Origin of the sequence: Nonomuraea sp. NPDC059007, assembly GCF_042740555.1 — a bacterium.
GTDB lineage: Bacteria > Actinomycetota > Actinomycetes > Streptosporangiales > Streptosporangiaceae > Nonomuraea.
In genome coordinates this window covers 66,515-86,316 of the sequence record NZ_JBHYJD010000041.1, presented here as the reverse complement: position 1 = coordinate 86,316, position 19,802 = coordinate 66,515, and the positions used below count along the sequence as shown (strand labels likewise).

Genomic DNA, 19,802 nt, shown 5'->3' with positions numbered 1-19,802 from the left:
ACCGCGAACTCCCGGACGTGCGGCGGGCAGGCGTTCCCCGCGCGCCGGCACGGCCCGCGGCGACCCCGCACGTCGTGAGGCGGGATACTGGAGGGGTGTCCACCAGGGACTGGATCCTGCATCTCGACCTCGACTCGTTCATGGCGTCGGTCGAGATCCTGCGGCACCCCGAACTGCGGGACCGCCCGGTCATCGTGGGCGGCAACGGCGATCCGACCGTCCCCCGCACGGTCGTGGCGACCGCCTCCTATGCCGCCCGCGAGCACGGCGTGCATTCCGGGATGCCCATGCGCACGGCGTTGCGCAAGTGCCCGGACGGCGTGTTCCTGCCCAGCGACATGCCCGCCTACGAGGCCGCCTCCGCCCGCGTCATGGAGGTCCTGCGGGCCTTCCCGATCACGCTGGAGGTGTGGGGGCTCGACGAGGCGTTCATCGGCGCCCGCACCGGCGACCCGTTCGCGCTGGCCCGTTCGCTGCAGCGGGCGGTCACCGAGGAGACCGGGCTGACCTGCTCCATCGGCATCGGCGACAACAAGCACCAGGCGAAGCTGGCGGCCCAGTTCCGCAAGCCGCAGGGGGTCTCACAGCTCACCACCGAGCAGTGGACGGAGGTGATGGGCGAGCGCCCCACCTCCGCGCTGTGGGGCATCGGCGCCAAGACCACCAAGAAGCTCGCCGACCTGGGCCTGCACACCGTCGCCGACCTGGCCGCCGCCGATCCCGCCGGCCTGGCCGGGCGCTTCGGCCCCACGAACGGGCCCTGGCTGCGCTACCTCGCGCTCGGCAAGGGCGAGACGACCGTGACCGACACCCCGTGGGTCCCTCGCGGCCACAGCCACGAGAGCACGTTCACGACGAACCTCACCGATCCGGCCGCCGTCCGCGAGCACGTGACGGCCTTCGCCCGCCGCCTCGCGGCCGAGGCCGCCGGCGAGGGCCGGACCGTCATCCGGGTGACGGTGAAAGTGCGCTTCGCCCCGTTCATCACCCAGACCCGGCAGACCAAGCTCGCCGCGGCCACCGTCGACCCGGCTCCCATCGAGGCCGCCGCCCTGGCCGCCCTCGGCCGCTTCACCCTGGACCGGCCGGTGCGGCTGCTGGGCGTGGGCGTGGAGTACGTCAGCCGCTGAGGCGCAGGTGGTGGGCGGTGTGGGTGGCGGCCGACTCGATCATCGACCGCGGGGTGCCGGTGAAGACGACCTGGCCGCCGTCGTGCCCGGCCTCGGGGCCCAGGTCGATGATCCAGTCGGCGGCGCGGACCACGTCCAGGTTGTGCTCGATGACGACCACGGTCGAGCCGGCGTCCACCATGCGGTCCAGCAGCGCGACGAGGTGATCGATGTCGGCGAGGTGCAGGCCGGTGGTCGGCTCGTCGAGGATGAGGGTACGGCCCGGCGCCGCCAGTTCGGCGGCCAGCTTGAGCCGCTGGCGTTCGCCTCCTGACAGGGAGGTGAGGGGCTGGCCCAGGGTGAGGTAGCCGAGGCCGACGTCGGCCAGGCGGGTGAGGGTGTCGCGTACCGGCTTCTGGGGGAAGTGCGCCTGCGCCTCGGTGACGCTCATCTCGAAGACGTCGGCGATCGAGCGTCCGCCGACCGTGTGAAGCTGGGCCTCCGGGGTGAAGCGGCGGCCGCGGCAGGTCTCGCAGCGCGTGGTGACTCCTTCCATGAACGCCAGGTCGGTGTAGATGAGGCCGGTGCCTTCGCAGCCGGGGCAGCCGCCGGTCGAGTTGGGGGTGAACAGGCCCGGCGGGCGGCCGGTCGAGCGGGCGTAGATCTGGCGGATGGAGTCGAGCAGGCCGGTGAACGTCGCGGGGCTGGAGCGCCGCGAGCCGCGGATCGGCCGCTGGTCGATCACGACGGCGTCCGGGGCGGCGGCGGGCAGGTGGCCGAGGATGAGGCTGCTCTTGCCGGAACCGGCCACGCCGGTGACGACCGTCAGCACGTCGCGGGGGACGCCGACGGTGACGTCGCGCAGGTTGTTCGTGGACGCGTGCTCGATGACCATCCAGTCGTTCACCGGTCGGGGTTCGCCGCGCCTGACCCGGTCGGCGCGCAGACCGGCGCCGGTCGGGGTGTCCGCCCGGCGCAGCCGCTCGTAGGTGCCCTCGAAGACGACCTGCCCGCCCGCGCCGCCGGCGCCGGGGCCCATGTCGACGCAGTGGTCGGCGATCGCCATGATCTCGGGGGCGTGCTCGACCACGATCACCGTGTTGCCCCGGTCGCGCAGGGCCAGCAGCATCGCGCCGAGCGTGTCCACGTCGCGCGGGTGCAGCCCGACGGTCGGCTCGTCGAAGACGTACAGCATGTCGCTGAGCGCGCTGCCCAGGTGGCGCACCATCTTGACGCGCTGCGACTCCCCTCCCGACAGCGTCGAGGTGGCCCGGCCGAGGCTCAGGTACCCCAGCCCGAGCGTGACCATCCGGCTCAGGTGCTCGCGCAGCACGGCCACCAGCGGCGCCACCTCGGGACGGTCGAACTCCCCGAGTACGGCCAGCAGGTCGTCGGCCTGCATCGCGTTGCAGTCGGCGATCGAACGCCCCGCGATGCGGCTGGCCCGCGCCGGTGCGGCCAGCCGGGAGCCCGCGCACTCCGGGCAGCGCCGCCTGGCCACGATCCGCTCGAACGCCTCCCGCTGCGCCCCCTTGAGCGACTCCGGCTCCTTCTGCAGGTAGATGCGGGTGAACCGGGGCACCACGCCCTCGTAGGCGGTGCCGACGGCGTCCATGCCCGCGGGGGGTTTGAGCGTTCCCGGGGGCGCGTGCAGGAGGATCTCGCGTTCCTCCGGGGTGTAGTCGCGTACCTTCTTGTCGACGTCGAAGAAGCCCGAGCGGGCGTACGCCTTCCACATCCACTGGCCGGGCGCGAACGCCGGGAACCTGATCGCCCCCTCCGCCAGCGACCGGTCCTCGTCGACGAGTTCCGGCACCACCACGGTGGCCGCCACCCCGAGCCCCTGGCAGAGCGGGCACATCCCGGCGGGGTCGTTGAAGCTGTAGGCGTTGGAGTAGCCGGCGGACGGCTCGCCGAGCCTGGAGAACAGCAGCCGCAGCCGCGCCCCGATGTCGGTCGCGGTGCCCACGGTCGAGCGCGGGCCGCCGCTGAGCCGCTTCTGGTCCACGATGATCACCGCGGACAGGTTCTCCAGGTGGTCGACGTCCGGCTGTCCGTAGCTGGGCAGGCGGCCCTGCGCGAAGGCGGAGAACGTCTCGTTGAGCTGGCGCCCCGACTCCGCCGCGAGCGTGTCGAACACCAGCGACGACTTGCCCGACCCCGACACGCCGGTGACGACGGTCAGCTTGCGCTTGGGGATGTCGACGTCGACGTTCTTGAGCGTGTTCTCCCGCGCGCCGCGTACCCGGATCATCTCGCTCATCGGCTCAGTCCCTGGAACGCGCGGATCGCCAGCGGGCAGAACACCGCGGCCAGCACCAGCGGCCCCACCAGCGCGAACAGCAGCGCGTGGTCGGCCGCCCAGGTCAGACCCCGCAAAGGGACGCCGGTGAACAGCTCGCGCACCGCGCTGGCCGTGGCCGACAGCGGGTTGTGCTCGGCGATCGCGCCCAGCCACGGCGGCATCGTGGACGGCCGCACGAACACCGTCGACAGGAACCCGACCGGCCACGACAGCAGTTGCACCGCCCCGACCGCCTCCGGGGAGCCCACCCGCAGCCCCGCCCACACCCCGACCCAGAGCAGCCCGAACCGCAACCACAGCAGCAGCCCGTACGCCGCCAGCGCCGGCAGGATGCCGCTCTCCCACCGCCAGCCGAGCGCCAGCCCCGCCAGCGTGATCACCACGAGCTCGACGGCCGAGGTCAGCATGTCCGCCAGCACCCGGCCGAGCAGCACCGCGCCCGGCGAGATCGGCAGCGAGCGGAAGCGGTCGGTCACGGTCCTGGTCGCGTCGGTGGTGACCGCGATCATCGTCGTCTCGATGCCGGACAACATCGTGAAGGCCAGCACGCCCGGGATCACGAACAGGATGTACTGCGCCGCGCTGCCCGCGATCGCGCCGCCGAGCAGCCCGCCCATGAGCAGGATGACGAGCACCGGGAAGAACACCTGGACCGCGAAGCCGACCGGCCGCGCCCGCCAGTGCCGCAGCGTACGGCCGGCCAGGATCAGTGCCTCCCGCCAGACGTGGGTCCGCGCCGGAGCCGCCGGGATCGTCGTCGTCATGAGGCCGCCACTTCCTCGTGCAGGTGCAGGTAGACGTCTTCGAGCGTCGGCTCGCGCAACTCCATACGCGGTTCGCCGACGAGCTTCTTCAGGTCGCCGGGCGTGCCCTCGGCGATCACCCGGCCCTCGCGCAGGATCACCACGTCGTCGGCCAGCGCGTCGGCCTCGTCCAGGTACTGGGTGGTCAGCAGCACCGTCGTGCCAGCGGCGGTGAGCGCCCTGACCGATGACCACAGCTCGCGGCGCGCCCGCGGGTCCAGGCCGGTGGTCGGCTCGTCGATGAACAGCACCGCCGGGATGGTGATCAGCGACGTCGCCAGGTCGAGCCGTCTGCGCATGCCGCCGGAGAACGAGCCCACCGGGCGCCTGCCCACCTCGTGCAGGCCCGCCGTACCGAGGAGCTCACCCGCCCGCTCGCGGGCGCGGCGGCGGTCGAGCCCGGCCAGCCGGCCGAACAGCTCGAGGTTCTCGCGGGCGCTGAGCACCTCGTCCAGGGCCGCGTACTGGCCGACGAGCCCGATCGAGGCCCGCACCCGCGTGCCCTCGGCCCGCACGTCGCCTCCTGCGACCCGGACGGTGCCCGCGTCCGCCCTGGTCAGCGTGGTCAGAATGCGGATCATCGTGGTCTTGCCCGCCCCGTTGCCGCCGAGCAGCGCGCAGACCCTGCCCGCCCGGACGGTGAGGTCGACGCCGTCGAGCGCGGGACGTTCGTTGCCCGGGAAGTGCTTGCGCACCCCTCTGGCGAAGATCGGTGCGGATTCGCCGGTCATGTGGCCTCCCTTCGATTTAGACAATGTATAATACATCGTAAACAGATGGGAGCGGAGAATGGCGAAGAGAGCCGAACGGCCCGGCGACCCGATCAAGCTGATCGGCCTGCTGTGGAAACCCACCGAAGCGGTGAGCAGGTCCGGCCTCACGCCCAGACGCGTCACCGGCGCGGCCATCGCGGTCGCCGACGCCGAAGGCCTCGACGCGCTCACCATCCGCAGGGTCGCCGGCGACCTGGGCGTGAGCCCCATGGCCCTCTACCCGCACGTCGCCGGGCGCGCGGAACTCATCGAACTGATGCTCGACGCCGTCGCCGCCGAGGTGTACGCCACCGGCCCGCCCCCGGCCGCGGCGGCGACCTGGCGGGCCAGGATCGAACGCGTCGCCCAGGCCAACTGGGACCACCACATGGCCCACCCCTGGACCGTCGACGTCGCCCCCGGCCGCCCCGTGCCGGGACCCGGCGTGTCAGGCAAGTACGAGGCCGAACTCGCCGCGCTGGACGGGCTCGGGCTCGGCGACATCGAGATGGACCAGACGCTCACCGCGGTCCTGGGCCTCGTCTCCAGCAGCGCCCGCGGGGTCATCTCGATGCGGCGCGTCTGGCAGGAGAGCTCCCTCACCGACGTGCAGTGGTGGGAGAGCGTCGCCCCGGCCCTGGCCACAGCCATGGGCGGCGTGTCCTACCCCATCGCCCAGCGCGTCTCGACCACGGTCGGCGAGACCACCGGCATGTCCACCGACCCGGAGGGCGCGTTCCGCCTCGGGCTCACCATGCTGATGGACGGCCTGGCCCACCGCATCACGTAACACCATCACCGGAGGCCCGGGGCGGCCCATCGCAGTGAGGACGCGAGGGCAGCACCTCGCGGTGGGGATGTTGAGGCAGCACCTCGTCGTCAGCGTGTGCCGCGAACTGGGCGGTAGCACCCGCCACGCCGCCGCGCCCGGTCGCGGCCGGCGGTGGAGAGGGTCGGCGAAGGTCCAGGGAACGGTCTGACGGTCGGCGCGGAGCCCGCCCCGGCAGGCGAGCGCGCGCTCGAAGTCGTCGTTGGGTCATGCCATGGTCAGCCCATTCCCGGTGGACCCGTTTCGCCCGTACTCCTCCTCGATCTCCCCGCGGACCTCACGCGCGCCGGTCCACGACCGCACCGGCCGCGGCGGCCTCGCGCACGCCCCTCCCTCGCGCGATGACCCGAATGAACCGCACCCGGAGAGCGACCACAGCCCGGGCACCACTCACCTCGCGAGGGCGTTTCCACCCCTTTGCTAGATGTTTGCCCCTACTGGCCGCCCTTTTGGACGTAGGAGCGAACAAATTCCTCTGCGTTCTCTTCGAGCACTTCGTCGATTTCGTCCAGGATCGCATCGACATCGTCCGTGAGCTTCTCCTGCCGCTCCTGGACGTCGGCGGACGCCGAGGCTTCGGTCTCCTCGACCTCGCTCTCACGCCGCCCGGCCTGCTTCTGGCCGCCGGTGTCCTTTGTCGCCATGTCCTACCTACCTCCGCTTGGGGGACTGTCTCTAAGCCATATCTTCCCCGAACCGAGCGACATTTCGCGTCCATCACCGCGCGATCTTCGCTCGACCCGGAACCACTGCTCCACCCTACGTAAACCCGAGCCGGACGCGACGGCTCAGCCATGGCAGGCAGCGCCGGGCGTTCTGGGCCCACGAAGCGGGTCAAAGCCGCCATGGTGACCTGGAGGCCCCGTCCGCGTGGTTACGGGCGGCGTTACGGCGGGCCGGGCGGCGCGCCCTGCCTGCCGTCTCCCTGGACGGAGGGAGGGTGGTCGGCGGGTGGCGGTGGGGGCGGCTTGCCGTAACGGACAGGAGGGGTTGTGCCCGCAACGCACGAAAAGCGCCCGCGACAAGGCGCGGGCGAAGCGGGCGCGCAAACCAGCAGGAAAGGCAGAAGACGCGCTAGTCGCCGCCGGTGAGGGCGGCGACGAGGTCGGCGGCGGTGCGGCAGCGGTCGAAGAGCTCGCCGACGTGGGCTTTCGTGCCGCGCAGCGGTTCCAGGGTGGGCACGCGCTGCAGGGACTCGCGGCCCGGGATGTCGAAGATGACCGAGTCCCAGGAGGCCGCCGCCACCGACTCGCTGTACTGGCGCAGGCAGCGGCCGCGGAAGTACGCGCGGGTGTCGTTGGGCGGGTTCTCGACGGCGCGCTGGACGTCGTCCTCCGTGACCAGGCGCTGCATGCGGCCGCGGGCGACCAGGCGGTTGTACAGGCCGCGGTCGGGGCGGATGTCGGAGTACTGCAGGTCGACGAGCTGCAGGCGCGGGTGGGACCAGGCGAGGCCGTCGCGGGTGCGGTAGCCCTCGAGGAGTTCGAGCTTGGCGACCCAGTCGAGTTCGCGCGAGAGCTGCATCGGGTCGTCGGCCAGGCGGGTGAGGACGGACTCCCAGCGGTCGAGGATGTCCTTGTTCATCTCGTCCTGGGCGGTGCCGCGCTCTTCGACGTACTTTCTGGCCTGCTCCAGGTACTCCATCTGCAGCTGGATGGCCGTCAGTTTGCGGCCGTCGCGCATGGCGATCTCGTAGCGGCAGGTGGGGTCGTGGGAGACCGCGCGCAGGGCCTGGACGGGGTTGTCGACGGCGAGGTCGCGGGTCAGGAAGCCGTCTTCGATCATGGCGAGGACGAGCGCCGTGGAGCCCAGCTTCAGGTATGTCGAAATTTCCGACATGTTGGCATCGCCGATGATCACGTGCAGGCGGCGGTACTTCTCCGGATCGGCGTGCGGCTCGTCGCGCGTGTTGATGATGGGGCGCTTGAGCGTCGTCTCCAGGCCCACCTCGACCTCGAAGAAGTCGGCCCGCTGGGAGATCTGGAAGCCCTCGCCGCGCGAGTCCTGGCCGATGCCGACCTTGCCCGCCCCGGTCACGACCTGCCGCGAGACGAAGAACGGCGTCAGATGACGCACGATGTCGGCGAACGGCGTGGCCCGGCGCATGAGGTAGTTCTCGTGGCAGCCGTAGGAGGCGCCCTTGGCGTCGGTGTTGTTCTTGTAGAGCTGGATGGGGGCGTTCGTGGGGATCGCCGAGGCGCGGGTGGCGGCGTCGTACATGACGCGTTCTCCGGCCTTGTCCCAGATGACGGCGGCGCGGGGGTTGGTGCACTCGGGAGTGGAGTACTCCGGGTGGGCGTGGTCGACGTAGAGCCGGGCGCCGTTGGTGAGGATGACGTTGGCCAGGCCGAGGTCCTCGTCGGTGAGCTGGCTGGGATCGGCCACCTCCCTGGCCAGGTCGAAGCCGCGCGCGTCGCGCAGCGGGTTCTCCTCCTCGAAGTCCCATCTGGCGCGTCGCGCCCGGGCCGCCGAGGCGGCCAGGTAGGCGTTCACGACCTGCGATGAGGTCACCATCGCGTTGGCGCCTGGCTGACCTGGTACGGAAATGCCGTACTCGGTCTCGATGCCCATCACCCGACGCACCGTCATGCGCACCTCTCGTCGTCCAGCCAAATCGCTATCCGCCGTTTATATGCCCGAGCCTATGCCCTTCACAGTGCCCCAAGGCCACAGAGTTATGGCACCGACGCCTTTTCGACCTGTGTGGAGGGCGCTGCTGGGGTTCGGGATGACTTGCGTGGTCTGAGAAGTCGCTGGACCGGACGTTCGACGCACGCGTAGACGAGATAGGACACCAAGATCGCGGCGAGCAGGGTCACGAGGGCGATCAGCCAGGGCGGCAGGCCGCCCGCGAGCAGCGGGATGAGGACGACGGCCGCGGCCGAGTGGAACAGGTACAGCGGGTAGGTGGTGCCGCCCAGCGCGGTCAGCAGGCCGTTGGAACGCATCCGCAGGAGCCCGAGCGCGACCAGGGCCATGACCACGAAGATCGCGGTGACGGTGAGGATGACGCCGAGGTCGGTGACCGGCATGGCGGCCGATCCGGCGGCCTTGACCCGGCGTTCGACGCGTTCGAGCGCGGCGTTGAGCGCCAGGGCCCATCCGGCCACGACGTAGAGCCAGGGCAGCCAGGAGGAGCCGCGCCGGTGGATCAGGTAGAGGGACATGCCGGCGACGAAGTACGGGGCGTAGGCGGGCATGACGATCTCGTTGACGACCTGGTTGTCCAGGAACAGGGCGCCGGTGGCGGCGGCCAGCCAGACGCCGCCGAGTATCAGGATCCGGTTGGCGGTGATGCCGATGAGGATCATGACGGCCATGATCAGGTAGAAGCGCAGCTCGGCCCAGAGCGACCAGTAGACGCCGACCGCGTCGATGCCCTTGAACAGGCGCTGGAACATGGTGGCGTTCAGGGCGTACTCGGCGCCGGTCAGCTTGGGGTCGGGCCCCTTGAGCGCGAGCACGCCGTACAGGCCGAAGGCGGCGGCGAGGCTCAGCCAGTAGGCCGGATACAGGCGGACGAACCGCGAGCGCGCGAATGCCCCCAGCCCGCGGCCCCAGGCGCTCATGAGGATCACGAACCCGCTGATCATGAAGAACAGCTCGACGCCCAGGATTCCCAGCCCGGCCAGGGGGGCGACCGCGGGGAACAGTTCGGCGGGCTGCTCACCCCACACCGACTTGAAGGCCACCAGGTAGTGGAAGGCCACTACGGCCAGCGCCGCGACGAACCGCAGCAGATCCAGTTCAGCAAGCCGCTCCGGCGCCCGACGATGCACGCCCGCTTTGACGCGTCTCGTGCGTCACTTGGTTCCCATCTGTCCCATGCGTTTATTTTCGCGGTGATTTACAACCCCGCGCTGCCGCCCCTAAACCGGCCCCTCCGTGCCGATGACCAGGACGGTGGAGTCAGGGCCGAGCCGCAGCGCGCTCCGCGTGTCGTCGTCCAGGGCCATCAGCCCCGCCGTACCCGTGGCTCCGCACGGCGAGACGCGCACGCCCTCCTCGCCCATCGCGGCGGCGGCCAGGACGGCCTGGGCGTCGGTCACGGTGACGAACGCGTCGGCCAGGTGCCCGAGGAGCCTGAAGGCCAGGAGGGAGGGCTCCAGGCAGTCCAGGCGGCCCAGGGAGGTCGGGGAGCCCTTCACCCGCAGCGGCTCACCCGCCCGCACGCTCTCCAGCAGGCAGGGGGCGCCCTCGGGCTCCACCACGACCACCACCGGGTCCTCGCCCCACCGGTCGCGCACGTAGGCGGCGGCCGCCGCGGCCAGGCCGCCCACCCCAGCCTGCGCGAACACGTGCGTGGGCGCGGCGCCCGCCTCGTAGGCCTCGTCGAGCAGGGCGGTGTAGCCGCGCATGACGTCCAGGGGCACCCGGGTGTAGCCGGGCCAGGAGCTGTCGGAGATGAGCCGCCAGCCGTTGCCGGTGGCCGCCCGGAGGGCGTCGGCCATGCTCTCGTCGTAGTCGGCGCCGCTGCGCCGTACCCGGGCGCCGAGGGCCCGGAGCCGATCGGCGAACTCCTCGGGCACCTCGTGGCTCAGATAGACCACGCAGGTCCCGCCGAGCGCCCTGGCCCCGGCGGCCACGGAGATCCCGTGGTTTCCCGCGCTGGCGCACACGAACGGCGCACGGGCCGCCACCTCCCGCAGCCGCCCCTCCCCCGCGTCCGGCCCCGCCTCCTCGCCGACCAGCCTGGCCACCGCGTAACCGCCGCCGAGCGCCTTGAAGCTCCCCAGCCCCATGCGGTCGCTCTCGTCCTTGACCAGGATCTTCCCGACGCGCTGCCCGGCGGCCAGCCGCGCAAGCGCCGTCAGGGGCGTCGGCGCGGCGGCGAAGTGATCGCGGACCTGACGGGCGTGCGCGACGCCGATCAGGTCCCGGTCGGTGCTGGTGTACGGCGAGCGGCCGGGATTGAGCATGGCGGCCATGCTAACCAGGGTTACGGATAGAGCCGGAGAAGGTCGGATTCGGTTTCCCCGCGGACCACCACGCGGGCCGCGCCGTCCCGGACGGCGACGACCGGCGGCCGGGGCACGTGGTTGTAGTTGCTGGCCATCGAGCGCTGGTAGGCCCCGCTGGCGGGCACCGCGAGCACGTCGCCGGGCTCCAGGTCGCCGGGAAGGCGGGCGTCGCGGACGAGGACGTCGCCGCTCTCGCAGTGCTTGCCGACCACCGTGAACCCGCGGGCGGGAGCGGAGGAGGCGCGGGAGGCCAGCACGGCCGTGTACGGGGAGCCGTACATCGCGGGGCGGGGGTTGTCGCTCATGCCGCCGTCCACGCTGACGTAGCCGCCCTTGATGGTGCCGACCGTGTACAGGGCGACGGTGGAGGGCCCGGCGATGGAGCGGCCGGGTTCGACGGACAGGTGCAGGCCGCCGGTCTCCTTCTGCAGGATGGTCACGAGGTCCGACGGTGCGGGCGGCCGGGGGTCGCCGGGACGGTAGGCGATGCCCAGGCCGCCGCCGAGGTCGAGGCGGTCGACGTCCATGGCGCGGGCGAAGGCGGTCATGCGCCGGGCGGCCTCGGCGAAGCCGTCCAGTTGCAGGATCTGCGAGCCGATGTGGGAGTGCAGGCCCGACAGGCGCAGGGACTGCCGGGCGCGGACCAGGCGGACCGCGCGTTCGGCGTCGCCCGCCGACAGCGAGAAGCCGAACTTGGAGTCCTCTCCGCCGGTCGCGATGGACTTGTGGGTGCGGGCGTCGACGCCCGGGGTGACGCGGATCATGACGGGCTGGACGCTCCCGTGCCCGGCGGCGATGGCGGCCAGCCGTTCCAGCTCGGCGAAGGAGTCCAGCACGACGCAGCCGACGCCCCACGCGACGGCGCGGCGCAGTTCGTCCTCGGACTTGTTGTTGCCGTGGAAGACCACGCGCTCGGGCGGCATGCCGCCGGCCTGGGCGACGGCCAGTTCGCCGCCGGTGCACACGTCGAGGTTGAGCCCGAGCCGGTCCAGCCAGCGCACGACCTCCGGGCACAGGAACGCCTTGCCGCCGTAGTGCACGTCGCCGCCGGGCAGCGCGTCGCGCCAGGCCTGGGCGCGGGCGCGGAAGTCGGCCTCGTCGAGGATGTAGGCGGGGGTGCCGTGTTCGCGGGCCAGGTCGGTGACGGCCAGGCCGCCGAGGTGCAGCACGCCTTCGGCCCAGGTCGCGCTCGCCGGCCACACGCTGTCGATGCTCATGTCGCGTCAGCGTAGGAAGCGTCGCGGGTGCCGGTGCCTCAGCATCGAGGGTTTCGATGCTGAGGGGCAGAAGCGTGCACATCCCTTGGGATCGGGCGAAGTGCTCGCCAACGATGGCCGCCATGCGAAAACACCTGGTCATCGCGCTGGTCGCGGTGTGCGCGCTGGGCGCGGGCTGCGGCAGGTCGTCCTCCGGTACGGCGGCGCCCTCAGCCCCGGAGTCGGGCGGCAAGAGCGCCAAGGAACTGGTGCCGCAGAGCGTCCGCGAGGCGGGCGTGCTGCGTGTGGCGACGTCGGAGGGCTATCCGCCGATGGAGATGTACAAGCCGGGCACGCAGGAGCTGACCGGCGTGGACCCGGACCTGGCCACGGCCATCGGCACGCGGCTCGGGCTGAAGACGACGGTGACGAACGCGGCGTTCGACGGGCTCATCCCTGGCCTGCAGGGCGGCCGGTGGGACATCGCGATGTCGTCGCTGAGCGACACGGCCCAGCGCCGCCAGGCGGTCGACTTCGTCGACTACTTCAACGCGGGCGGCTCGGTGATGGTCAAGAAGGGCAACCCGGAGGGCATCACGTCGCTGGCGGACCTGTGCGGCAAGAAGGTCGTGCTGGCCAAGGGCTCCTCGAACCTGGAGATCGGCAAGCGCCAGAACGACAAGTGCGAAAAGAAGATGGAGATCCTGCAGAGCGAGGACGCGCCGACCGGCCTGCTGACGATCGACTCGGGCCGGACGGTGGCGACGATCGTGGACTCGCCGGTGGCGTACATGTTCGCGAAGGACACCGGCAAGTACGAGGTGCTGGCCGAGCAGTACGACGCCGGCCCCTGGGGCATCGCGGTCGGCAAGCAGAACACGGGCCTGCGCGACGCGATCGCCAAGGCGCTGCAGGAGATGGTCGACGACGGCTCCTACAAGGCGGTGCTCGACAAGTACGGCACCGGCCCCAACGCGGTCTCCAAGGTGACCGTCAACACGGGTGCGCCGTGACGGCCGAGCTTCCGATCGAGGCGGTGAAGCCGCGGCGGCCGGGACCGATGGTCGCCGCGGCCGCCGCCGCGCTGGGGCTGGTGTGGCTGGCGTACACGGTCGTCGTCAACGAGAACCTGCACTGGGACGTGATCGTGGCGTTCCTGTTCGACGGCAGAATTCTGGGCGGGCTGCTGGTCACGATCGCGCTGACGGTGCTGTCGATGGGGCTGGGCGTGGTGCTGGGGGTGACGGCGGCGGTGATGCAGCTGTCGGACAGCCCGGTGCTGCGCGGCGCCTCGGCGTTGTACACGTGGTTCTTCCGCGGCACGCCGCTGCTGGTTCAGCTGATCTTCTGGTTCAACATCGGGCTGGTGTTCCCGGTGATCGGGATCGGCGTGCCGTTCGGCGGGCCGATGCTCGTGGAGTGGCAGGCGCACCAGCTGATCACGCCGTTCATCGCGGCGCTGCTGGGGCTGACGATCAACGAGGGCGCGTACATGGCGGAGATCGTCCGGGCGGGCATCCGCTCGGTGGATCCCGGCCAGCGCGAGGCGGCCGAGTCGCTCGGCATGTCGCACAGGAAGATCCTGCGCCGGGTGGTGCTGCCGCAGGCGATGCGGGTGATCATCCCGCCGACCGGCAACCAGTTCATCTCGATGCTGAAGACGACCTCGATGGTGTCGGTGATCGCCGGGGCGGAGCTGCTGACCGTCTCGCAGCGCATCTACCTGGAGAACTTCGAGGTGATCGCGCTGCTGGTGGTGGCGTCGCTGTGGTACCTGCTGCTGACGAGCGTCGCCAGCGTCGGCCAGCACTTCCTGGAAAGGCGCTTCAGCAGGGGGTACGCGTCGTGAGCATGGTCAGGCTGCAGTCGGTCAGGAAGAAATACGGCGCGCTGGAGGTGCTCAAGGGCGTCAGCCTGGAGGTGCCGGAGGGCGGTGTGGTGTGCGTCGTGGGCCCGTCGGGTTCCGGCAAGTCGACGCTCCTGCGCTGCGTCAACCGGCTGGAGACGATCGACTCGGGCCGGGTCTGGGTGGACGGCGAGCTCGTCGGCTACCGGGAGCGGGCCGGGCGGCTGCACCTGCTGCGGCCCGATGAGCTGTGCGGGCAGCGGCAGAAGGTCGGCATGGTGTTCCAGCGCTTCCACCTGTTCCCGCACATGACGGCGCTGGAGAACGTGATGGAGGGACCCTGCGCGGTCCAGCGCGTGCCACGCGCGCGGGCGGCGCAGCGGGCCGGGGAACTGCTGGCGCGGGTGGGGCTGGCCGACCGGGCCGGGCACTACCCGTCGCAGCTGTCGGGCGGCCAGCAGCAGCGGGTGGCGATCGCCCGTAGCCTGGCCATGAACCCGAAGGTGATGCTGTTCGACGAGCCGACCAGCGCCCTGGACCCGGAGCTGGTGCAGGAGGTACTGGCGGTCATGCGCGATCTGGCGGCGAGCGGGATGACCATGATCGTGGTGACCCACGAGATGGGCTTCGCGCGGGAGGCGGGCGACCACCTGGTGTTCGTGGACGACGGGCTGATCGTGGAGGAGGGGCCACCGCGCGAGGTGCTGGCCAATCCCCGCCACGAGCGGACCCGGGCGTTCCTCGGGCAGGTGCTGTGATGCTGGACCTGCTCATCACGGGCGCGCGCCTGGCCGACGGCACGGGCGCGCCCCTGCACCGCGCCGACGTCGGCGCTCTGGACGGCCGCGTGGTCCTCCTGCCGCCTTCAGGCCCCTCCCCTCACGGGTACGGCCCCGCCCCCGGATCCCCTTCCCCTCAGGGGTACGCCCCGGGCGCCGGATCTCAGCCGGATCCCCGGGCGCGCGTGGTGCTGGACGGGGCCGGGATGGTGGTGGCGCCCGGGTTCATCGACGTGCACACCCACTCCGACGCCGCCTCGCTGTTCGGCCCCGAGTTCGCGGAGCTGGCCGCGGCGCCGGTGCGGATGGGGGTGACGACGGAGATCTGCGGCAACTGCGGGTCGAGCCTGTTCCCCGCGCTGCCGGAGCGGCTGGAGGAGCTGTCACGGTCAAGCCGGACCTCTTTCGGCGGCCGAGTACCGATATTTCGTGACTTCGCGGGGTTTGCGGAGGCGCATGCCGGGGCGCCCCGGGCCAATCATCTCGCCTCGCTGGTCGGGCACGGCACGCTGCGGGCGGGGGTGGTCGGGTATGAGGACCGGGCGGCTTCGCCGTACGAGCTGGACGTCATGTGCGGACTGCTCGGCGACGCGCTCGCGGCGGGCGCGGCCGGGCTCTCGACCGGACTGATCTACACGCCGGGCACCTACGGCGGCACCGACGAGGTGGTCGCGCTGGCGAGCGTGGCCGCGCGGTACGGCCGGCCGTACGTGACCCATCTGCGCGACGAGATGGCGCGCGTGGAGGAGGCGCTGGAGGAGGCGGCCGAGATCGCCCGCAGGAGCGGCGCGGCGCTGCACGTCTCCCACCACAAGACCGCGGGCAGGCACGCCTGGGGCAGGACCGAGCGGACCCTCGCCCGCCTGGCCGAGCTGCGCGCCGGGGGCATGGACGTCACCTGCGACGTCTACCCCTACACGGCGGGGAGCACGTCGCTGTCGGCGATGCTGCCGCCGTGGGCCAACGACGGCGGCACCCCCGCCCTGCTGGAACGGCTGCGCGACCCCGCCCAGCGCGACAGGATGCGCCACGCGATCGCCGAGGGCGTGCCCGGCTGGGAGAACACGGTCGGCAACGGCGGCTGGGACCTCATCTCGGTGGCCTCGGCCGTGGGGCACCGAGAGCTGGAGGGCCGCACGATCGCCTCGCTCGGCGGCGACCCGGTGGACGCGGCGGCCGAGCTGCTGCTGGCCGAGGGCGGCCAGGTGACGATCATCAGCCATTCGATGCGCGAGGACGACGTGCGCCGGGTGCTGGCGGCGGAGTTCACGATGATCGGCTCGGACGGCGTGCCGAAGCCGGGGCGGCCGCATCCGCGGATCGCCGGGACGTTCCCGCGGGTGCTGGGGCACTACGCGCGAGAGGAGGGCCTGTTGTCGCTGGAGGCGGCGGTGCACAAGATGACCGGGATGGCCGCCGGGCGCTTCGGCCTGGCCGGTCGCGGGGTGGTGCGCGACGGGGCCCATGCCGATCTGGTGGTGTTCGACCCGGCGGCGATCGCGGACGCGGCCACCTACGCCGACCCGCTGCTGCCCCCTCGGGGGATGGCGGCGGTCGTGGTGGCGGGCGAGCCGACGGTGGCCGGCGGCGAGCCGACCGGCGCCACGCCCGGCGGGATCGTCACCCCATGACGCTCGCCGAGCTCGCGGCGGCCTGCCCGGGAACGCTGGCGGTGGCGGTACGCCGCCCCGGCGGCGGATTCGGGATCAACGAGGACGCCGAGCTGCCGCTGGCCAGCGTCGGCAAGCTCCTCCTGCTGGCCGAGGTCGCGATGAGCATCGACGGCGGCATCCTCGACCCCGCCACGCCCGTGCGCCTGGAGGAGGAGGACTACTGCGGCGGCTCCGGCGTGCTGCTCGGGCTGAGCGCGCGCACGTGGAGCGTCGCCGACCTGGCCCTCATGACCGCGGCCGTCAGCGACAACACCGCCACCAACGCGCTGCTGCGCACCGTCGGCCTCGACCGGGTCAACGCGGCGGGGGCGGCGCTCGGCCTGACCCGTACGCGGCTGCTCGACCGCATCCGCGAGCCGCGCGGCCCTGAGCACCCGCCGACGTTCGCCGTGGGGACCGCGGCGGAGCTGGCGGGCCTGGCCGCGCTGGTGGCCGGGAGCAACGGCTGGCAGGTGCAGCTGCGCGAGTGGATGCTGGCCAACACCGACCACACGCTCGTGCCCGCGCTGGTCCGGCACGACCCGGAGGGCGCGTGGCTGGCCAACAAGACCGGCACCGACGAGGGCGTGCGGGCCGACGTCGGGCTGATGGGCGAGCGCGCCTACGCCGTGCTCGCCTGCGGCCCGGCCGGCAGCGAGGACGACCTGGCCGCCGCCGTACGCCAGGCGGGCCTGCTCATCGCCGCCTGACCTGGGCTGATTAGGGTAGGCCCACGTCCGTTCGACAGAGGAGGCCGCATGCTCGGCAGCCATCGTCTCCGGGTGCTGCTGGAGGTGTTCCGCACCGGCAGCATCGCGGGGGCCGCGCGCGGCCTGAAGCTGTCGCCGTCGGCCGTCTCCCACCAGCTCGCCAAGCTGGAGGAGGAGGCGGGCGTCGGGCTGGTGGAGCGCAACGCGCAGAGCCTGCGGCTGACCGAGGCCGGCCGCCGGCTGGCCCACCGGGCGCAGGAGGTCGTCGACATCCTGGAGGCGGCCGAGAAGGACCTGCTGGCCCAGGCCCGGGTCGACGCGGGCGAGCTGCGGATCGGCTTCTTCGCCTCGGCCGGGTACCGCCTGCTGCCGCTGGCCCTGTCGCGCTTCGCCACCCGCTATCCGAGCGTGCGGCTCGACCTGGTGGAGGGCCAGCCGTACGAGCTGCTGCCCGATCTCGAGCGCGGCGCGCTCGACGTGCTCGTGGTCTTCGAGCACGCGCTGGATCCGTGGAAGTGCCCGGACGGGGTGGAGGTCCTGCACCTGTTCGACGAGCCGCAACTGCTCGTGGTGCCCGCCGGCCACCAGGCCGCCCAGCGTCCCCGGGTACGGCTGGCGGAGCTGGCCGGTGAGCACTGGATCACGACGTTCGGCGCCGAGCATCCGGTCTCGACGCTGGAACGCGCCAGCGCGCTGGAGGGCTTCACCCCGCAGGTGCGCTGCCGCAGCGACCACTACGAGGTGACGATCGGCCTGGTACGCGCCGGGCTGGGCGTGGCGCTGGTGCCGAGCCTGGGCCTGCAGGGCGTCACCGGCGTCCAGGTGTGCCGGGTGGTCAACCAGCGGCTGTTCCGCCGCATCGGCGTGGCCCGCCGTCCCACGAACCCGAACCCGGCGGCCCGCTCCTTCATCGCCTACCTGCGCACCGCCGCGGCCCAGCTCCTCAACTCCCTGGACCCCGGACTGCGCTGAGGCCACCCCGGAAACGGAAGGGCCGCGCGGAGGAGATCCGCGCGGCCACCTCACGTCCGTGGCGTTACAGGTACTGGCCCGTGTTGGCGACGGTGTCGATGGAACGGCCGGCCTCGGATCCCTGCTTGCCGGAGACCAGGGTGCGGATGTACACGATCCGCTCGCCCTTCTTTCCGGAGATCCGCGCCCAGTCGTCCGGGTTGGTGGTGTTGGGCAGGTCCTCGTTCTCGGAGAACTCATCGACGCAGGCGGCCAGCAGGTGCTGCACCCGCAGGCCCTTCTGCCCCGTCTCCAGGAACTGCTTGATGGCCATCTTCTTGCCCCGGTCGACGATGTTCTGGATCATCGCGCCGGAGTTGAAGTCCTTGAAGTACAGGACTTCCTTGTCGCCGTTGGCGTAGGTCACCTCGAGGAAGCGGTTCTCCTCGCTCTCGGTGTACATGCGCTCCACGACGCTCTGGATCATGCCCGCGATGGTGCCCTCGCGCGATTCGCCGTGCTCGCTGAGGTCCTCCGGGTGCAGGGGAAGTCCGGTGACGAGGTACTTGGAGAAGATGTCCTTCGCCGCCTCGGCGTCCGGCCGCTCGATCTTGATCTTGACGTCCAGGCGGCCGGGCCGCAGGATCGCCGGGTCGATCATGTCCTCGCGGTTGGAGGCGCCGATGACGATGACGTTCTCCAGGCCCTCGACGCCGTCGATCTCCGACAGCAACTGGGGCACGATGGTGTTCTCGACGTCGGAGCTGACGCCAGAGCCTCGGGTGCGGAAGATCGAGTCCATCTCGTCGAAGAACACGATCACCGGGGTGCCCTCTGAGGCCTTCTCACGCGCCCGCTGGAAGACCAGGCGGATGTGCCGCTCGGTCTCACCGACGTACTTGTTGAGCAGCTCCGGGCCCTTGATGTTGAGGAAGAAGCTCTTGCCTTCCTGGCCGGTCTTCTCGGCGACCTGCTTGGCCAGCGAGTTGGCGACCGCCTTGGCGATGAGCGTCTTGCCGCAGCCGGGCGGGCCGTACAGCAGCACGCCCTTCGGGGGCCTGAGCTTGTGCTCGCGGAAGAGGTCGGCGTGCAGGTAGGGCAGCTCGATGGCGTCCCTGATCTGCTCGATCTGCCGCATGAGGCCGCCGATCTCCTCGTAGGAGATGTCCGGGACCTCTTCGAGCACCAGCTCTTCGACTTCGGATTTGGGAATGCGCTCGTAGACGTAGCCGGAGCGCGGCTCGAGCAGCAGCGAGTCGCCGGCCCTGATGGGCTGGTCGACCAGCGACTCGGCCAGGCGCACGACGCGTTCCTCGTCGGCGTGCGAGATGACCAGGGCGCGCTTGCCGTTGTCGAGCAGTTCCTTGAGCATCACGATCTCGCCGACCTCTTCGTAGCCGAGTGCCTCGACCACGTTGAGCGCCTCGTTGAGCATGACCTCCTGGCCACGCCGGAGCGAGTCGACGTCGACGGCCGGGCTGACGTTCACGCGGAGCTTGCGCCCTCCGGTGAACACCTCGATCGTGCCGTCTTCTCTGGCCTCCAGGAAGGTGCCGAACCCGGATGGCGGTTGCGCCAGCCGGTCCACCTCTTCCTTGAGGGCGACGATCTGGTCCCTGGCCTCCTTGAGAGTTGCCACCAGGCGTTCGTTCTGGCCGGTCACCGCCGCCAGATTCGCCTGGACCTCATGGAGACGCTCTTCCAGGACCCTGGCCTGACGGGGTGACTCGGCCAGCTTCCGCCTCAGCGCGGTGATCTCCTCTTGGAGGAAGGAGACCTGTGTTGTGAGATCAGCGACCTCCCGTTCGCGCTGCGCGGCTCGAGCCTCAGCATCATCGCGAGCTGCCACGCCCCGTCACCTCCTTCCCAGTCGAGGGCGACTACTAAGGACCTTACCTATCTCGGGCCC

Annotated in this window: 17 protein-coding genes; 8 read left to right on the top strand and 9 right to left on the bottom strand. The window is 71.4% G+C overall.

Annotation, left to right across the window (positions count from 1 at the left end; genetic code table 11):
* The first annotated feature begins 95 nt into the window (after positions 1 to 95).
* Positions 96 to 1,130, top strand: coding sequence for a DNA polymerase IV (locus ACFWY5_RS43895; protein WP_379638388.1), 1,035 nt, complete (start codon positions 96 to 98; stop codon positions 1,128 to 1,130).
* Here ACFWY5_RS43895 and ACFWY5_RS43890 read toward each other — a convergent pair.
* Genes ACFWY5_RS43890 through ACFWY5_RS43880 form a run of 3 tightly spaced genes read right to left on the bottom strand, consistent with a single transcriptional unit; the run spans position 1,120 to position 4,948 of the window.
* Positions 1,120 to 3,372 carry an ATP-binding cassette domain-containing protein gene (locus ACFWY5_RS43890; RefSeq protein WP_379638387.1) on the bottom strand — a complete coding sequence of 751 codons (2,253 nt, stop codon included), beginning with the start codon at positions 3,370 to 3,372 and terminating at the stop codon, positions 1,120 to 1,122. The genes ACFWY5_RS43895 and ACFWY5_RS43890 overlap by 11 nt on opposite strands.
* A complete protein-coding gene (locus ACFWY5_RS43885) occupies positions 3,369 to 4,178 on the bottom strand; it encodes an ABC transporter permease (RefSeq protein ID WP_379638386.1) in 810 nt (269 codons plus the stop codon). The genes ACFWY5_RS43890 and ACFWY5_RS43885 overlap by 4 nt, the downstream gene beginning before the upstream one ends.
* Positions 4,175 to 4,948: an ABC transporter ATP-binding protein gene (locus tag ACFWY5_RS43880; RefSeq protein ID WP_379638385.1), complete on the bottom strand. Its 774-nt coding sequence runs from the start codon at positions 4,946 to 4,948 to the stop codon at positions 4,175 to 4,177. Before ACFWY5_RS43880 ends, ACFWY5_RS43885 begins: the two co-directional genes overlap by 4 nt.
* 58 nt (positions 4,949 to 5,006) lie before the next feature.
* Here ACFWY5_RS43880 and ACFWY5_RS43875 point away from each other — a divergent pair, with 58 nt between their 5' ends.
* Positions 5,007 to 5,759: a TetR/AcrR family transcriptional regulator gene (locus tag ACFWY5_RS43875; RefSeq protein WP_379622151.1), complete on the top strand. Its 753-nt coding sequence runs from the start codon at positions 5,007 to 5,009 to the stop codon at positions 5,757 to 5,759.
* Positions 5,760 to 6,232: 473 nt separating this feature from the next.
* Here the strand turns inward: ACFWY5_RS43875 and ACFWY5_RS43870 are convergent, their stop codons facing one another.
* The 5 genes from ACFWY5_RS43870 to lysA form a co-directional block, all read right to left on the bottom strand.
* A complete protein-coding gene (locus tag ACFWY5_RS43870) occupies positions 6,233 to 6,442 on the bottom strand; it encodes a ubiquitin-like protein Pup (RefSeq protein WP_184968246.1) in 210 nt (69 codons plus the stop codon).
* Between the two features lie 430 nt (positions 6,443 to 6,872).
* Complete coding sequence (gene dop / locus ACFWY5_RS43865) at positions 6,873 to 8,387, bottom strand: depupylase/deamidase Dop (RefSeq protein WP_379622153.1); 1,515 nt, start codon at positions 8,385 to 8,387, stop codon at positions 6,873 to 6,875.
* 86 nt (positions 8,388 to 8,473) lie between these two features.
* On the bottom strand, positions 8,474 to 9,577 hold the full coding sequence (locus ACFWY5_RS43860; protein ID WP_379638384.1) for an acyltransferase family protein: 1,104 nt from the start codon (positions 9,575 to 9,577) through the stop codon (positions 8,474 to 8,476).
* Positions 9,578 to 9,667: 90 nt separating this feature from the next.
* Positions 9,668 to 10,726: a diaminopropionate ammonia-lyase gene (locus ACFWY5_RS43855; RefSeq protein ID WP_379638383.1), complete on the bottom strand. Its 1,059-nt coding sequence runs from the start codon at positions 10,724 to 10,726 to the stop codon at positions 9,668 to 9,670.
* An 11-nt stretch (positions 10,727 to 10,737) separates the two neighbouring features.
* Positions 10,738 to 11,976, bottom strand: coding sequence for a diaminopimelate decarboxylase (gene lysA, locus ACFWY5_RS43850; RefSeq protein WP_379638382.1), 1,239 nt, complete (start codon positions 11,974 to 11,976; stop codon positions 10,738 to 10,740).
* A gap of 122 nt (positions 11,977 to 12,098) precedes the next feature.
* Between lysA and ACFWY5_RS43845 the strand changes: the two genes are divergently transcribed.
* The 6 genes from ACFWY5_RS43845 to ACFWY5_RS43820 are packed head-to-tail and all read left to right on the top strand — an operon-like array spanning position 12,099 to position 17,914.
* The gene (locus tag ACFWY5_RS43845; protein ID WP_379622161.1) at positions 12,099 to 12,968 is read left to right on the top strand and encodes an ABC transporter substrate-binding protein; all 870 of its coding nucleotides are present in this window, start codon (positions 12,099 to 12,101) and stop codon (positions 12,966 to 12,968) included.
* Positions 12,965 to 13,804: an amino acid ABC transporter permease gene (locus ACFWY5_RS43840; RefSeq protein ID WP_379622163.1), complete on the top strand. Its 840-nt coding sequence runs from the start codon at positions 12,965 to 12,967 to the stop codon at positions 13,802 to 13,804. The genes ACFWY5_RS43845 and ACFWY5_RS43840 overlap by 4 nt, the downstream gene beginning before the upstream one ends.
* A 2-nt stretch (positions 13,805 to 13,806) precedes the next feature.
* The gene (locus ACFWY5_RS43835) at positions 13,807 to 14,559 is read left to right on the top strand and encodes an amino acid ABC transporter ATP-binding protein (protein WP_379638390.1); all 753 of its coding nucleotides are present in this window, start codon (positions 13,807 to 13,809) and stop codon (positions 14,557 to 14,559) included.
* Complete coding sequence (locus ACFWY5_RS43830) at positions 14,559 to 16,211, top strand: amidohydrolase family protein (RefSeq protein ID WP_379638381.1); 1,653 nt, start codon at positions 14,559 to 14,561, stop codon at positions 16,209 to 16,211. Before ACFWY5_RS43835 ends, ACFWY5_RS43830 begins: the two co-directional genes overlap by 1 nt.
* Positions 16,208 to 16,942 (top strand): serine hydrolase, encoded by a 735-nt coding sequence (locus ACFWY5_RS43825; protein WP_379622168.1) that lies wholly within the window; start codon positions 16,208 to 16,210, stop codon positions 16,940 to 16,942. The genes ACFWY5_RS43830 and ACFWY5_RS43825 overlap by 4 nt, the downstream gene beginning before the upstream one ends.
* Before the next feature lie 48 nt (positions 16,943 to 16,990).
* On the top strand, positions 16,991 to 17,914 hold the full coding sequence (locus ACFWY5_RS43820; protein WP_379638379.1) for a LysR family transcriptional regulator: 924 nt from the start codon (positions 16,991 to 16,993) through the stop codon (positions 17,912 to 17,914).
* A 64-nt stretch (positions 17,915 to 17,978) separates the two neighbouring features.
* On the opposite strand, the gene arc is transcribed toward ACFWY5_RS43820, so the two are convergent.
* Positions 17,979 to 19,742, bottom strand: a complete 1,764-nt coding sequence (gene arc / locus ACFWY5_RS43815; protein ID WP_184968230.1) for a proteasome ATPase — start codon at positions 19,740 to 19,742, stop codon at positions 17,979 to 17,981.
* Between the last annotated feature and the right edge of the window lie 60 nt (positions 19,743 to 19,802).